The sequence below is a fragment of the Janthinobacterium sp. GW458P genome (genome assembly GCF_002127585.1).
In the GTDB taxonomy this organism is placed as follows: domain Bacteria; phylum Pseudomonadota; class Gammaproteobacteria; order Burkholderiales; family Burkholderiaceae_D; genus Janthinobacterium.
Genome location: NZ_NEGZ01000003.1, coordinates 60,650 through 76,613, shown reverse-complemented (window position 1 = coordinate 76,613; position 15,964 = coordinate 60,650). Strand labels below are relative to the sequence as shown.

11 protein-coding genes are annotated in these 15,964 nt (G+C 64.5%); 6 read left to right on the top strand and 5 right to left on the bottom strand.

The window, feature by feature from the left end:
* Positions 1-130: 130 nt before the first annotated feature.
* On the top strand, positions 131-1,960 hold the full coding sequence (gene glmS / locus CBW50_RS03835; protein ID WP_086144295.1) for a glutamine--fructose-6-phosphate transaminase (isomerizing): 1,830 nt from the start codon (positions 131-133) through the stop codon (positions 1,958-1,960).
* Positions 1,961-2,138: 178 nt separating this feature from the next.
* The gene (locus CBW50_RS03830; RefSeq protein WP_216356309.1) at positions 2,139-3,257 is read left to right on the top strand and encodes a serine hydrolase; all 1,119 of its coding nucleotides are present in this window, start codon (positions 2,139-2,141) and stop codon (positions 3,255-3,257) included.
* A 27-nt stretch (positions 3,258-3,284) separates the two neighbouring features.
* Here CBW50_RS03830 and CBW50_RS03825 read toward each other — a convergent pair whose 3' ends face one another.
* Entirely contained in the window at positions 3,285-4,184 is a 900-nt protein-coding gene (locus tag CBW50_RS03825; RefSeq protein ID WP_086144294.1) for a LysR family transcriptional regulator, read from the bottom strand.
* Between the two features lie 127 nt (positions 4,185-4,311).
* On the opposite strand from CBW50_RS03825, the gene msuE reads away from it, so the two are divergent.
* From msuE to CBW50_RS03810, 3 genes are all read left to right on the top strand, one after another.
* Positions 4,312-4,893, top strand: coding sequence for an FMN reductase (msuE, locus tag CBW50_RS03820; protein WP_086144293.1), 582 nt, complete (start codon positions 4,312-4,314; stop codon positions 4,891-4,893).
* Between the two features lie 70 nt (positions 4,894-4,963).
* The gene (locus CBW50_RS03815; protein ID WP_086144292.1) at positions 4,964-5,944 is read left to right on the top strand and encodes a DUF1852 domain-containing protein; all 981 of its coding nucleotides are present in this window, start codon (positions 4,964-4,966) and stop codon (positions 5,942-5,944) included.
* A gap of 23 nt (positions 5,945-5,967) precedes the next feature.
* Complete coding sequence (locus CBW50_RS03810) at positions 5,968-6,993, top strand: methionine synthase (protein WP_086144291.1); 1,026 nt, start codon at positions 5,968-5,970, stop codon at positions 6,991-6,993.
* Between the two features lie 86 nt (positions 6,994-7,079).
* Here the strand turns inward: CBW50_RS03810 and CBW50_RS03805 are convergent, their stop codons facing one another.
* Genes CBW50_RS03805 through CBW50_RS03790 form a run of 4 tightly spaced genes read right to left on the bottom strand, consistent with a single transcriptional unit; the run spans position 7,080 to position 13,123 of the window.
* A complete protein-coding gene (locus CBW50_RS03805) occupies positions 7,080-9,788 on the bottom strand; it encodes a bpX6 domain-containing protein (protein WP_139842392.1) in 2,709 nt (902 codons plus the stop codon).
* Complete coding sequence (locus tag CBW50_RS03800; protein WP_086144289.1) at positions 9,778-11,589, bottom strand: hypothetical protein; 1,812 nt, start codon at positions 11,587-11,589, stop codon at positions 9,778-9,780. Before CBW50_RS03800 ends, CBW50_RS03805 begins: the two co-directional genes overlap by 11 nt.
* A complete protein-coding gene (locus tag CBW50_RS03795) occupies positions 11,586-11,993 on the bottom strand; it encodes a hypothetical protein (RefSeq protein WP_139842391.1) in 408 nt (135 codons plus the stop codon). Before CBW50_RS03795 ends, CBW50_RS03800 begins: the two co-directional genes overlap by 4 nt.
* An 8-nt stretch (positions 11,994-12,001) precedes the next feature.
* Positions 12,002-13,123 carry an AAA family ATPase gene (locus tag CBW50_RS03790; protein ID WP_086144287.1) on the bottom strand — a complete coding sequence of 374 codons (1,122 nt, stop codon included), beginning with the start codon at positions 13,121-13,123 and terminating at the stop codon, positions 12,002-12,004.
* A 372-nt stretch (positions 13,124-13,495) separates the two neighbouring features.
* Here CBW50_RS03790 and CBW50_RS03785 point away from each other — a divergent pair, with 372 nt between their 5' ends.
* Complete coding sequence (locus CBW50_RS03785; RefSeq protein WP_226936150.1) at positions 13,496-15,964, top strand: DUF3772 domain-containing protein; 2,469 nt, start codon at positions 13,496-13,498, stop codon at positions 15,962-15,964.

The window sequence follows — 15,964 nt, the reverse complement described above, 5'->3', positions numbered from 1 at the left end:
TAGATGAAAGAATATTTCATCGTGAAATAGTCGTGAAATATTCAGTCAAAAATACACATATTTAGAAAACTTATTTCATGCTCTCTGCTTTAGCATGCGTGCATTGATGAATTTTTAGACAGAGGTTTCCATGTGCGGCATCGTCGGCGCGGTAGCGCAGCGTAATATCACTCCCATCCTGCTCGAAGGCTTGAAGCGCCTGGAATACCGCGGCTACGATTCCTGCGGCATCGCCCTGCACGCCGATGGCCGGCTGCAGCGTTCGCGCTCCACCTCGCGCGTGGCCGAGCTGGAAAAGCAGATCGGCGAAGAAGGCCTGGGCGGTTTTACGGGCATCGCCCACACGCGCTGGGCCACGCATGGCGCCCCTGTCTCGTTCAATGCCCACCCGCACTTTTCCCCGACGGAAGAAAACGCCCGCGTGGCGCTGGTGCACAACGGCATCATCGAAAACCACGACGAACTGCGCGCCGAACTGACGGCCTTGGGTTACGTCTTCCAGAGCCAGACGGACACGGAAGTGATCGCCCACCTGGTCGAGCACATGTATAACGGCGACCTGTTCGAGACCGTGCAGCAGGCCGTGAAACGCCTCGACGGCGCGTACGCGATCGCCGTCTTCTGCCGCGACGAACCGCACCGCGTGGTGGCCGCGCGCCAGGGCTCGCCGCTGATCGTCGGCCTGGGCAACGGTGAAAACTTCGTTGCGTCGGACGCCATGGCGCTGGCCGGCACGACGGACCAGATCATCTACCTGGAAGAAGGCGACGTGGTCGACCTGCAGCTGTCGCGCTGCTGGATCGTCGACGTGGACGGCAAGCCGGTCGAGCGCGAAGTCAAAACCGTGCATGCGCACACGGGCGCGGCCGAGCTGGGCCCGTACCGCCACTACATGCAGAAGGAAATTTTTGAACAGCCGCGCGCCATCGGCGACACGCTCGAAGGCGTGACGGCCATCATGCCGGAACTGTTCGGCGACGGCGCCTATAAAATCTTCAAGCAGATCGACCGCGTGCTGATCCTCGCCTGCGGCACCAGCTCGTATGCGGGTATGACGGCCAAATACTGGATCGAAGCGATTGCGAAAGTGCCCGTCAGCGTGGAAGTGGCCAGCGAATACCGCTACCGCGACAGCGTGCCGCACCCGAACACGCTGGTGGTGACGATTTCGCAAAGCGGCGAAACGGCCGACACCCTGGCCGCGCTGAAACATGCGCGCAGCCTGGGCATGCAGCACACTTTGACCATCTGCAACGTGGCCACCAGCGCCATGGTGCGCGAATGCGCGCTGGCCTACATCACGCGCGCCGGCGTGGAAGTGGGCGTGGCGTCGACCAAGGCGTTCACGACGCAGCTGGCGGGCCTGTTCCTGCTGACCCTGTGCCTGGCGCAAGTCAATGGCCACCTGTCCGAAGAGCAGGAAGCGGCGCACCTGAAAGCCATGCGCCACCTGCCCGTCGCCATCGCTTCCGTGCTGGCGCTGGAGCCGCAGATCATCGCCTGGTCCGAGGAGTTCGCGCGCAAGGAAAACGCCCTCTTCCTGGGCCGCGGCATGCACTACCCGATCGCCCTGGAAGGCGCATTAAAACTGAAGGAAATCTCGTACATCCACGCCGAAGCGTATCCGGCCGGCGAACTGAAACACGGCCCGCTGGCCCTGGTGACGAATGAAATGCCGGTCGTTACCATCGCGCCGAACGACGCCCTGATCGAAAAACTCAAATCGAACATGCAGGAAGTGCGCGCCCGCGGCGGCCAATTGTACGTCTTTGCCGACGTCGATTCGCGCATCAGCTCCGGCGAAGGCCTGCACGTCATCCGCCTGCCCGAGCACTACGGCGATCTGTCGCCTATCCTGCACGTGTGCGCCTTGCAACTGCTGGCGTACCACACGGCGCTGGCGCGCGGCACGGACGTGGACAAGCCAAGGAATCTGGCCAAGTCGGTGACGGTGGAATAAGCCGGCCGGGCGCCGCCCAGGCCATCAGGAAGAGAAAGAAAACGCCACCGCCAGGTGGCGTTTTCTTTCTACCTGGAAAATTCATACGCATGACTTTTTTCTGCCGCCGCAGAACCCGTTGTGCGAGAATGCCCCTCCCCCTTCGATGGTGCGCATGATGAACAAACTCGCCGCAATCATGACTGGAATGACACTCGTGCTGGCAGCTTGCAAGCCCGCAGCCACGGCACCTGCGCACGACATTCCTGCGGCCATGCGCCAGACCGCGACCACTTTGCTGCAGTCGCCATTGCTGCACGCGACTTCGATTGCCGTCGTGTATCGCGGCAAGCAATTCATGCTGCATCAAGGCGAGCTGGAGACCGGCAAAGCCAATCCGCCGGACGATACGACGCTGTATGAAATCGGCTCGGTCAGCAAGACTTTTGCCGGCCTGCTGCTGGCGAAGGCCGTGCTCGATGGGAAGGCGGCGCTCGACGATCCCATACAAATGTATCTGCCGGCCGCCTACCCGAACCTGCAGTCGCAGGGGGAGCCCATACGCCTGCGCCACTTGATCACGCACACGAGCAATATGCCGGGCATGCTGCCATTGCAGGTAAACACCGTCTTGAAGGATTTCACGGCACACGCCACGCCGGCAAAGCTCAATGCCGCCTACGCCGGCTACGGGCAACGGCAATTCTGGCAGGACTTGCACACGGTCAGCATCAAAGGCCCGCTCGGCAAGGATTACGCCTATTCCAGCGCCGCGACCGAACTCATTGCGCACACGCTCGAAACAATCTACGGCATGCCTTATGACGTCCTGCTCACGCAATGGCTCGCGCGCGCAGCGGGCATGCACGATACCAGGCTGAGCATCACCGCCCAGGATGCCGGCCGGCTGGCGCCCGGCTACCACAGCGACAATCCCGTCGTCACCACGCCGATGCCGCAGCTGCCCTGGGGGGCGGCCGGTAACCTGAAGTCGACGATGCCGGACATGGCGAAATACCTGCGCCTGCAGTTGAGCGCCCATCCCGCCGTCGTCGAATCGCACCAGCCGCTGGTCCGCTTTCAGGACGACTTCAGCATCGGCTATTTCTGGAACATCGGCAGCAATCGCCAGCTGGGCACGCATTATGTCCACCATGGCGGCGTGCCGCGTGCGCAAAGCTACGCCTACATCGTTCCCAAATATCAGCTTGGCGTCTTCATCATCACCAACCAGAGCGGCGACGCTACGGCCGGCGCCATGGAAAGCGCGCTGGCGCGTCTTTTCGACACCGTGGAAGCCATGGAAGGCGCGCGGTAGCCGGCCCCGGCGAACCGGCGTGCGTGCTTAGTTTCCCTGCGCAACGACAGGCTGGCGCGCCAGTGCGATGAAGGCGCGCACATAGTCGATGGCGGTGTCCGTCTCGCGTGCGCCCAGGAAGATCTGCTTGGCGATGCCGCGCGCGCCCAGCCGCACCGGCACCACGTCCATCTTGGCCGCATATTCCTCGACCAGCCAGCGCGGCAGGGCGGCCACGCCGCGGCCGCTGGCCACCATTTGCAGCATGATATCGGTCGTTTCGATGGCCTTGTGGCGCTTGGGCGTGACGCCGGCCGGCAAGAGGAATTGATTGTAAATATCCAGGCGCTCGATGTCCACAGGGTAGCTGATGAGCACTTCCCGGGTCAGTTGCTGCGGCTGCACATACGCCGCCCCAGCTAGCGCATGGCCCTTGGCCACGACGAGCACCTGCTCGTAGTCGAACACGGGTTCGAAGGTCAGCCCCGGCTTGTACAGCGGGTCGGGCGTGACCAGCAGGTCGATCTCGTAGCCGAACAGCGCGCCGATCCCGCCGAACTGGAACTTCTGCTTGACGTCCACATCCACGTCGGGCCATGCGGCCAGATACGGGGACACGATTTTGAGCAGCCACTGGTAGCAGGGGTGGCATTCCATGCCGATGCGCAGCGCGCCGCGCTCGCCCTGCGCAAACTGGCCCAGGCGCTCTTCGGCCAGGTCCAGCTGCGGCAGCACCCGGTTCGCCACCGCCAGCAAGTACTGGCCAGCCTGCGTCAGGCGCAAATTTCTTCCTTCGCGCAGCCAGACGTCGGTGCCCAGCTGCTGCTCCAGCTTCTTCATGCTGTGGCTCAGGGCCGACTGGGTCAGGTGCAGCACGCCTGCGGCGGCCGTCAACGACCCTTGTTTTTCGACCTGCTGGACGATGCTGAGGTGGATGCGTTCAAGCATTGGAATGAGCCATATTCATGGATGTATGAAATATGACCATTATACTTCATCGATTCCCGCCGCTATCATCCACTTCCCTGTTGCCGGCGTTCTTCGCCCTCGCGCATCCATCCCTATGAAAGCAAACATGACACGTCCACTGCGTCTAGTCGCCGTCTCCGGCGGGCTGCAACGCCCGTCCAAGGCGGCAGCCCTGGCCGAACACCTGATGGACCTGATCGCCGACGAAGTGCTGTGCGAGCAACGCCTGGTCGAACTGGGCCAGTTGGCGCCGCAGCTGGCCGGCGCCGTCTGGCGCTCGCAGCTGCCCGAGACGGTGGAGCGCGAACTTGCTGCCGTCGAGCAAGCTGACATCGTGGTGGTGGCGACACCGGTCTATCGCGGCTCGTACACGGGACTGTTCAAGCACTTCTTCGACTTTATTGATCAGGATGCCTTGATCGACAAGCCCGTCCTGCTGGCCGCCACCGGCGGCAGCGAGCGCCATGCCCTGATGATCGACCACCAGTTGCGCCCGCTGTTCAGCTTCTTCCAGGCACGCACCTTGCCGCTGGGCGTCTACGCGACCGACAAGGATTTCCTCGACTACCGCCTGCAGGACGAGGCGCTGATCCAGCGGGCGACACTGGCGGTGCAACGGGCCTTGCCCTTGATCGCATTGACGCGCCATGCGAGACCGGCCACGACGCAAGAGCTGGCCGCCGCCTGATAAGCCTCACCGCAGGCACCAAGCAAGCAACCCATTCACCTTTTCGCAGAAATCAGGACAGCAGATCACCATGAGCAACGATTTTGTATTCAGCATCAAGAGCATTGTTTTCGATGAAAACTATCATCCATCGGACAACACGCGCCTGACGACCAACTTTGCCAATCTGGCCAGGGGAAAGAGCCGCCAGGAGAATTTGCGCAATACGCTGAAAATGATAGCCAGCCGCTTCAACAGCCTGGCGCATTGGGACAACCCGAACGCAGACCGCTACTCTGTCGAGCTCGAAATCATTTCCGTCGAGTTGAATATCGATGTCAAAGGCGGCAATATCCCGCTGATCGAGATATTGAAGCCGAATATTATCGACAAAAAAACCGGAAAACGCATCGATGGCATCGCCGGAAATAACTTTTCCTCTTACGTGCGCGATTACGACTTCAGCGTGCTGCTGCCAGAGCACAACAACAATCAATCCGCATTCAGCGCACCAGAGGATTTCGGCGATTTTCATGGCAAGTTGTTCAAGCACTTTGTCAGATCCGATGCTTATCAAGAGCGTTTCAGCAAGCCGCCTGTCATCTGCCTCAGCGCTTCGAGCAGCAAGACCTATCGGCGCACGGAAAACCAGCACCCCATCCTGGGCGTCGAGTATCAGCAAAATGAGTTCTCATCGACGGATGCCTATTTCGAGAAAATGGGCATGCAAGTGCGCTATTTCATGCCGCCGAACAGCGCCGCACCGCTGGCGTTTTACTTTATCGGCGACCTGCTGGCGGACTACAGCAATCTTGAGCTGATCGGCACCATCAGCACGATGGAAACATTCCAGAAGATTTATCGGCCCGAGATTTACAACGCCAATGCCGCGGCGGGGAAATGCTATCAGCCCAGCCTGAAGAACCAGGATTATTCATTGACGCAAATTGTCTATGACCGCGAAGAGCGCAGCGAGCTGGCTGTCAAGCAGGGCAAATATACGGAAGAGCACTTCATCAAGCCATACAAGCATCTTCTTGAACAATGGGCTGCCGCCACGCTCGTTGATTAATCACAATACACGAAATCACCATCATGAAAAAATTGTTACCTACTTCCACTGCCGGCAGCCTGCCCAAACCTTCCTGGCTGGCGCAGCCTGAAAAACTCTGGTCGCCGTGGAAATTACAGGACGAGGAATTGATTGAGGGCAAACAGGATGCCTTGCGCTTGTCGCTGCAGGAACAGCAGCAGGCCGGCATCGATATCGTCAGCGATGGCGAGCAGACCCGCCAGCATTTTGTCACCACGTTCATCGAGCATCTGAGCGGCGTCGATTTCGACAAACGCGAGACCGTCCGCATTCGTGACCGCTACGATGCGAGCGTGCCGACCGTGGTGGGCGCCGTGAGCCGCACCAGGCCGGTTTTTGTCGACGACGCCAGATTTTTACGCCAGCAAACCACGCAGCCGATCAAATGGGCGCTGCCAGGTCCGATGACGATGATCGATACGCTGTACGACAGCCACTATAAAAGCCGCGAAAAGCTGGCCTGGGAATTCGCCAGGATCCTCAATCAGGAAGCGCGGGAACTGGAGGCGGCCGGCGTCGATATCATCCAGTTTGACGAACCCGCGTTCAATGTGTTCTTCGATGAAGTGAACGATTGGGGCATCGCCACCCTGGAGCGGGCAATTGAAGGGCTCAAATGCGAAACGGCCGTGCATATTTGCTATGGTTACGGCATCAAGGCCAATACGGACTGGAAAAATACGCTGGGATCCGAATGGCGCCAATATGAGGAATCGTTCCCCAAGCTGCAGCAGTCGAATATCGACATCATCTCGCTGGAATGCCACAACTCGCGCGTGCCCATCGACCTGATTGAACTCATACGCGGCAAGAAAGTAATGGTCGGGGCCATCGACGTGGCAAGCAATGCCATTGAAACGCCGGAGGAAGTGGCCAACACCCTGCGCAAGGCGCTGCGCTTTGTCGATGCCGACAAGCTCTACCCGAGCACCAACTGCGGCATGGCGCCCCTGGCGCGTCGCGTGGCAAGAGGCAAACTCAATGCGCTCAGCGCCGGTGCGGCAATCATCCGCGGAGAACTCGCCTAGCAGGAAGTGAAGTACGGTTCCGGTGCGTCGCCCGGGGCGACGCGCCTCCCCAATATGTTCGGGCATCCGATTGACCTGGCACGCGTCTACGCCAGCGTCAAGGTGTGCACCTGGCTGTTTTCGCAGTCGATATCGATCAGCCGGCCCGCGTCGTCGCACAGCAGGATGTGGCCGTCATTGACATGCACGCGTGCCGCATCGCATTCGTCCAGCCGCAATTGGGCCAGGACGGTTCCCGTTCCGCCATCGGCCACCAGGCATTCCATGGGGCTGTCGTCGTCGAGGTGGCTGCGCACCATCAGCAAGCCTGCCGCCTGGGTCACCTCGGGAACCGAGGCAATCGCCTGCAACGGCAGCGTCAAGGGCGCAGTGGCGCCGCCGTGATGCACTTGCAGGTAGCGAGGCCCGTCATCGCCCATGATGCAGACCAGGGTGGGCGCATCGCGCGCGCTATGCGGCAGCAGCGCCAGCACTGGATCGCGTGGATGCGGGAAGCTGTCGCGCTGCAGCAGGCGGCGCGCGGGCAATTGATAGCGCCATTGCTGGATGCCTTCTGCCGTCGCCAGCAGCAAGGTCTGTACGCCAGGCTCTTCCTGGAAGGCGACCACCCGCCCTGGCAAGTCGGCCACTTGCCAGCTCACCGACAACTGATCCTTGCTGCTGTCGATGGCGACGAGGCGGTTGTCGATCACCGCGTTCCAGATCAGGCCGTCATAGTTGTCGGCCCAGAAGCGCAGTGGCTGGATGATCCAGTCCGACACTTTGCGCGCGATCAAGTCGATGCGGCTGACGCGCCACATGCTGTCGCGCTGCACCAGCGCCAGCGCACGCTGGCCGCCGGCCGCCATCACCAGCCGCGTCGCCGGTACTGGGAACTGCGCCAGTTGCCGGCCATGCCGGTCGATGCGCACCACGCCGCCCTCGCCCAGCGCCAGCAGGTAATGGCCGTCCGGCAGGCGCCGGGCATCATGGATCGTCAACAGGCCGCGTTCGGCCAGATGCACCCGCAGCGGCTTGCGGCGCTTGCGCAGCTCCTGGGGCGGCACCATGGCAGGCAGGGTCAATGCCGACAGATCGGCCCGCAGGACGGCGCCGTCGGACAGTGACAGCAGCTTGGCCATTGCCTTCTTGTCGAATGCGATACGTTCGCCCATGCGGTCAGCCAGCAAGGGGCGCATGAGTTCCGCCGCCACGCGTCGGGTGGCGGGCGAATGCAGCGACAGCGCCAGCAATTCCGTGCCCAGGCGCATGCGCTGCTGCGCGCCTTCGTCGCTGTCGTCGTCGAGCAGCTGCAGCACGGCCGCTTCGCTGTCGGCCAGGCTGGCTGGCAGCAAGGCCAGCTTTTTGAGGAGGGCACGCATGCCCAGCACGCCCCCCGTGCGCTCGCCTTCCAGCAGCCATGCCAGCGCCTTGTCCTGCTGCTCCGGCAATGGCCAGATGGCTTCCGCCGCTTCGCTCAGCTGGCCGCGCATGGCCAGATCCTCGGCCCATAGCAAGCGCATCTCCGGTGCTTGCGGACTCTTGCGCCGTTCCAGCAACTGGACCGCCGCGGCAAACGCCTGGCCGAGCCGGGCCAGCTTCACCGCCCGTTCGACGTCGCCTGCCATGCACCACAGGCGCACGGCGACTTCCGGCGCCAGCTCCATGGTTTCCGCCAGCTGCGCGGCTTGCTTGATGCGGCCCTTTTTCTCCAGATAGTCGACTGCCTCGCTACCGCACTTGAGCAGTTCCGCCAGCACGTAGGTGGCTTCGTCGATCTTGCCTTCACGATCGAGCCGCTCGAAGGTGGCGCGGTAGGTCGCGCGCAAGTATTGCTCCAGCTCGCCGCCGAGGCTGATCGAGCTGCTCGCCTGGCCGGGGCCGGAAATTTCCAGGCTGGTGCGCGGGCGCGGCGTGCCGAAGGCGGGACGGCGCGCTGGCGACAGGGTGTCGAGCGGGATCGCATGGCGCAGGGCTTCTTTCACGTCGCCCTGTTCCAGCAGCTGCATCATCTTGCGCAGATAAGCGGCCTGGCGCCAGCCGATCACCGTGGAGGCGCGCGTCATGATCGCCAGCCGGGTCGCCAGCGCGGCCAGGCGCTGCTGCAGCGCCGATGGCGGTCGCTGTTGCCGGCCGCTGTCCGCCTGCGCGGATGCGGCCTGCTTGCCGCCGCCGAACAGCTTGATCAAGCCCAGCGGTATGGCGCCCAGCAGGACGGCCGCCACGCCCGTCACCGCCAGCGCGATGCCGGCGCCGCGCCGCATGGCCTTGGCGCCGTGCTGCGCCTTGTCCATCTGGCGTAGAAACGCTTCGCGTTTGTCGCTGGGCGGTGCCAGCGCGCCCGCGAAGATGTCGTGCACGGGCAGCGTTTCCAGCAAGGCCGCAGTGGCCGCAGCCGCAGCGGCTAGCGGCGGGCGCAATGGCGCATGCAGGGGAATCGCGCGCAGATCGAGCCAGGCGGCCGGGTCGATACGCGGCGCCGCCGCAAGGCTGATCAGCTGCGCCTGCGCCGCGCGCACCAGCCAGATGCCGGACGGAGGCGTGACCGCCCGTTCGTCCGCCGCCAGTGGCGCGCTGCTGAGGATGCCCGCCTGTTCGCACAGCGGCAAGCCGTCCAGCGCGGCGCACTGGCCGTAGCGCGGCGTCGCCAGCAACAGCAGGAAACCATCGTGCACCCGGTGCAGTCGCGCGCCCGGCGCCCAGTGCCGCAGCACGCGGCGGCGCACCTCGGCCTCGCCCAGCAGGGCCAGGTCGAACCACAGCGCATGCACCAGCTGCATGCCGTCATGCAGGGGGCGGCGTATCTTATGACTCATCAATGTCTCGATCGCAGGAAATTTGCAACAGCGGCTGCTCGTCATCGATATGGCGCACGACGAGGGTGCTGCTCTTGGCCGTGATCCAGGCGATGCGCGCGCTGGCAGGATCCATGCTGGCTTGCTGTATCGCTTCGGGTGACGTGGCCAGCGTGTAGCGCAGATGGCCGACCCGCAATTCGATGCGGTAGCGGCCCGGATGCAGCACCACCAGGCCGGGCTTGGGGTGTTTTTCGCTGATGGCCACGCCCAGCACGGCGGCGTTGTCGTCGATGTCCATCGCTTCGCCCATGGCGTGGCTGCCGACCCACCAGCGGCTCGGGCCGGTTTTGAGCGCGAGCAGGTTGCCGCTGTGCCCGGCGTGCTCGCCTTTCAAGGCGCCATGCAGCAGCCTGCTGCCTTGTTGCGCGATCCGTTGCATCTTGTACGGGGTCGCATTCTGGCGATGCCAGTGATACAGCTGCACGCCGTCGCCATCGGCGCAGCCGATGTACAGCGAGTCGCCCAGCTGGTCAGCGCCGATCACATTGTCGAGCACAGCCCGGAAGGAAACCGTGGACGCCACCTTGTGCGATGCCGCCGGAGCCGCCTGCCAGCAAACCAGCCGTCTTTTGGTATCGAGTACAACGACATGTTCGTAGCAATTGACGTTGTGGTTGGCCAGCAGATAGAACGTCTGCAACCATCGTCCCATGCCGGGCGGCGCATGGAATTGTTCCAGCGGCGGCCGGTCGCACATGATCGGTTTGCTGGAAAACAGGGGACCGGGAAAGTTGTGAAAACCCAGCGTGCCGCCGGCCGAGGTAATACAGGACAGCGCCGGCTTGAACACGCCGGCTGCCAGGATGGCGCCATGCTTCGGCGCGGAGATGATGCGCGGCTTGCCGGGTTTGACGGACGCCGACTGGGGCACGTGATAGACGATGGCGCCGCCATTGAGTTGCGGCGCGCACACGAGATTGCCGCCGCTGGCGAAGCGCGGCGCCTGTGCGCGTGACGGCTGGTGGCCGTGGTGATGGATCACGCCCGCTGGCGCGCGCGGCGCAAACGGTTTTCGCAGCAGGCGCACGCCTGTCGGCGCGTCGGGCAATTCCAGTTGCACCGTGCGGTAGTCATGCCGCTGCCGCAGGCTGACATTCAGATGGTTGCCGCAGAGGGCGCGGCGAATCGCCACCCGCTCACGCGCCTGCCTGGGCGCCTCGCCGGCAACGCCGATCAGCCAGCAGTCGGCCAGGTCGCCGCCAAGCCTGGTTTGCCACTGCTCGCGCGCGTTGGCGGGCGCTGCGTGCAGGGTGCGCGACTGGATCAGCTTGCGCAAGCCTTCCTTTTCCGTGTCTTCGGACAGGATACCGGGCAGCTGCCAGATGCCCCAGCTGAACCGGGCGCCAGCCTGCTGCGCGCGGCGCGCCAGCAGGATGAACAGCGCCAAATGTGCGAGACGCGGCTCGCCCAGCTGGGATGGCCCCGCGTCGAACAGCGCCACGCTGTGCAGCGAGCGCTGGTGTACCGCCGGTTCGGGGCCGTTGAACAGCAGCTCGCCACTGGCGGCGCGGCGCAGGAATTCATCCGGCTCGGCATCGGCATACACCCATTGCGTCATCAGCAGGCGCTCGTACTGGCCGCGCCGCACGATGTTGCCGATGCCGGCGGGGTCGGCGCCGCGCTCCAGGGTGGCGGTACTGAGTTTGCCGACCAGCGGATGCAGGCGCAGCAGCAGTGCGCCGACGGCGGGCGCCAGATCGGGCGGAAACAGCGTCAGCCATGGCGCCCACGGCTCGAGTGCGGCCGGCAGCGAGGTCATGCCAACTCCTGGGCCAGCCAGTCCAGCAAGGATGGTGTCAGTGCCTGGGCCGCGGCCAGCGGCAGCAGCAGCTCCGGCGCGGGCCACAGCAGTACCGGGCTGCTGCCGGCCCGTTCGATCAGATTGGTTTGCACCAGGTCTGCCGGCAGCGCCGGCTCCAGATGCGTGGGCGTCCACAGATTCGGGGCTTGCGGATGCGGGGCGCAGTAGCGCGCGCCGTCGACCCATGGCAACGCATCGTTCGCGCCGAGCAGCACCATCAGGTCGCGCGTCGCCACCACCGACAAGGCCAGCAACTGGCTGGCACTGCAGGTGCGCAGGCGCGCCAGCAGCACGGGGGCCAGCGCAGCGGGCGCCACCATGCCGGCCGGCGCCAGCGCGGTGGCGCGCGTTTGCCATGCCATCACCGGCATCAGACTGTGCCCGCCGCGGCGATCAACTGCTGGCGGCGCTGCGCCAGTTGCTCGGGTAGTTGCGCGGCATCAAAGTTGGCGTCGATTTCGCGCAGCAGCGCTTCGATGCGCGGGCGGGTATCACCAGCGCCGCTGTTCGCCAATAGCAGGTCGGCGCTTTCGGCCAGGCGCGCCAGCCGCGCCATCGGCTGCTGGGCGGCCTGCTCGACCACCGCGTGCAGCAGTGGATGGCTGGCTTCCGCCAGCAGTTCGCGCAGGATTTCGCGCGCGCTGAGCTGGCCTGCCGCCGTCGGTATCACGTACAGCAGCGGCCACAGGTCGGCGCGGCTGGCCGCCTTGCGGCCGGCCAGCACGGCCGCCGCCGCGATCAGCTGCTGGGCCTTGACGATGCGGCGGTCCGACAGTTGTACCTGGGCCTGGCGCAGCAGGCGGATCGCCTGTGCCAGCGCCAGCCGCACGCCCTCCATGTCGACCTGCGGCACGGCCTGGTTCAGCACGTCGAGGCTGGACAGGTCGAGCATGGCCGTCACCTGGTGCTGGCCGGCAGCCCAACCGCCAGCCAGCAGATCCTCCAGACGGTTGTCGGGCACCGGCTCGACAAACACGTGTAGCAGGAAGCGGTCGGCGAACGCTGCCAGGCCCTCATCCTCGGGTAGCGCGTTGGCGGCGCCGACACAGACCCGCAGCGGGCACTCAATGCGCGTATGGCCGCGCCGGAACTGGCGTTCGTTCAGCAGTCCCAGCAAGGTATTGAGGATGGCGGTCGAGCCAAGGAAAACTTCGTCGAGGAAGGCGATTTCCGCTTCAGGCAGCATGCCGGCGATATCGGTTTCCACCTGGCCCACGCGCAGTTTGCTCAGGTTGACGGGGCCGAACAGCTCGGATGGCTCCGTGAAACGGCCTAGCAGATATTCGAAATACTGTCCGCCAAGGCTCTGCGCCACGCGCCGTACCACAGCGCTCTTCGCCGTGCCGGGGGGACCAATCACCAGCAAATGTTCCCTTGCCACGGCCGCCAGGATCATCAGTTCGGCCAGTTGTTCGCGATCGACCAGGCCTGCCGTGGCCTCGCGAATGGCGGCTCGTAAATGCTGCGCGGCTTGATTCACAGGCAATGTCATGGGTGCTCGCGTTGAAATAGAGAATAATTTAATATTTTAACAAGAAGCTGATATGTTGTCTTGTGGAAATTTTTTTGTAAACATCAAGACCATTGCGGTCCCCTGGCCGCCGCCTTTGCGGGCCGCCGGACGGGCATGATACGGGATGGAAATGGCGCCCTGCGGCCGCTGGCTGGCACGGGCTTGCTCTTGCCGCACGAAAATATCCGTCAGCGATCGCAGGAGTGCGCTAGTCTCTCGATGTTTGCCGTACAGTTCAGCAACTCCCGTACTACCCGTCGTTTCCGGCCCCCTGCAGAGGCATTTCACAGCCGCGCACGCCGGTGCGATGCCGTCTTGATACCACTTGTCTCACCTGGCCCATAGGACCGCATGATTTCATTCCGTACCCCCCACTGTTTGTCCGCGCGCCCGCGCCGGCGCGGCTGGCTGCTGCCGCTGCTATTGAGCCTGCTGCTGGCTTGTTCCTTATCAACACCTGCCGCCTGGTCGCAGCCCGTCGACGATGCCGCCACGGCCGACCAGCGTCTTGACGGCTTGCGCAAGCAGATCACGACCATCCAGAAGGCGCTCGATGGCGACGCCGACCTCGATGACGCGACCCTGTCGCAGATGCGCGCCGACGCGCTGGCAGCCAGCGCCGATGCGGACAAGGTGGCCGAGTCGCTGGCGCCGACGCTGTCGAGCGTGCAGGCGCGCCTCGCCGAGCTGGGCAAGCCGGCGGCGGGCACGAAAGAGGCGCCCGACGTGGCGGCGCAGCGCAACCAGCTGGACCGCACCAGCAGCGCCCTCGACGCACAGGTAAAACTGGCGCGCCTGCTGGCCGTGGAAGCGACGCAGGCGTCCGAGCAGGTGTCGATGGCGCGCCGCGCGCAGCTGCAGGCGCGCCTGGGCGAGCGCACGGCATCGATTCTGGCCGGCTCGTTCTGGAAACAGCTGCATGGCGAATTGCCGCAGAATCTGCAGCGTTTGCGGGCGCTGGAGCTGGAATTGGCGAATGCGGCACGCGCCACGCCGTGGTCGGCCTGGGGCGGCTTGCTGGCGGGGATCGTGGCCGTGATCGGCGCCAGCATCTGGGCTTCGCGCTACTTGCTGGTGGTGACGGCCACGCGCGTGCCGCACGGCCGCCTGCGCCGTTCGCTCCATGCGCTGGCCGTGCTGGTGCTGGCCGCCGCCACGCCGGGGCTGGTGGCCGAATTGCTGGCCATGGGCTTGCGCTGGGATGGCAGCCTGTCCGAAAAAACCTCGACTTTCCTCAGCAGCTTGATCGGCATCATCTGTTTTTCCGGTTTCACGGCGGGCCTCGGTCACGCGCTGCTGTCGCCGTGGCGCGTGTCCTGGCGTTTGCTGCCCCTGCCCGACGCGCTGGCGCACCGCATGCGCAACTTCCCGTCGATGTTTTCCTTCATCGTCGTGCTGGTGTGGGCGACGGAGCGGGTCACCATCGTCATCAACGCTGGCCTGTCCACGGCCGTGGCCGTCAATTGCATCGTCGCCCTGGTGATGAGCACGACCATCGCCTATGGCCTGATGCGCGCCGAGCGCTGCTGGCGGCAGCTGCGCGAGGCCGACCCCGCCACGCACGTCACGCCGCTGTGGCTGCGCTGCGTCACGGTGCTGCTGTGGCTGGCGCTGGCGTCCAGCGTCATCAGCCTGCTGATCGGTTACGTGGCGTTCGGCAGTTTTGTCGCCAAGCAAATCGCCTGGGTCATCGTGGTGCTGTGCAGCACCTACTTGCTGACGGTGCTGGTCGACGATATCTGCATGCTGCTGGCGTCCACGCCGCCGCCGCCGGACGCGGCCCACCCCGTGCTGGCCACGCCCAAGGCGCGCGACCAGGCGGCCGTGCTGCTGTCGGGCATAGGCCGCGCCATCGTCGTGCTGCTGGCGCTGATGCTGCTGCTGGCGCCGTTCGGCGAAGGTCCGGGCGAGCTGTTCCAGCGGGTCGGCAAGCTGCAGGATGGCCTGGCCATCGGCGAAGTGGCGATCCGCCCGTCCGCCCTGATCCAGGCCCTGCTGGTGCTGGTGGTGGGCTTCATTGCGCTGGGCCTGTTCAAGCGCTGGCTGCAGAACAGCTATTTGCCGACCACGAATCTCGATTCCGGCATGCAAGTGTCGTTCATCACCCTGTTCGGCTATATCGGCGGCGTGCTGGCCGTGGCGCTGGCCCTGTCGGCGGCCGGCATCGGCCTGGAACGCATCGCGTGGGTGGCGTCGGCCCTGTCGGTGGGGATCGGTTTCGGCTTGCAGGCCGTGGTGCAGAATTTCGTCTCCGGCCTGATCCTGCTGGCCGAGCGCCCCGTGAAAGTGGGCGACTGGGTGTCCCTCGGCGGCGTGGAGGGCGATATCCGCCGCATCAACGTGCGCGCCACGGAAATCCAGCTGGGCGACCGTTCCACGGTGATCGTGCCGAACTCGGAATTCATCACCAAGACGGTGCGCAACGTGACCCTGGCCAATCCCCTGGGCCTGGTGCAGGTCAAGCTGCCGCTGCCGCTGGGCACGGATGCGCAGGCGGCGCGCGCGCTGATCCTGTCCGCGTTTGTCGACAATCCCGACGTGCTCGATACGCCGGCGCCCAGCGTGCAGCTCGACGGCATCGACAACGGCCTGTTGCTGTTCAACGCCACCGGCTATGCCTCGTCGCCGCGCCTGACGTCGGGCATCCGCAGCGCCCTGCTGTTCGAGCTGCTCAAGCGCCTGGACGCGGCGCATATCGCGATCGCCAAGCCCAGCACCATGGTGCTGAGCACCGTGCCGGCGCAGCCCGAGGCGCCGCTGGTCCCGGCGGTGGCGGTGCCGACGGCGGCGCCCGCCCCCGTGCCGCCGCTGACGAGCTAG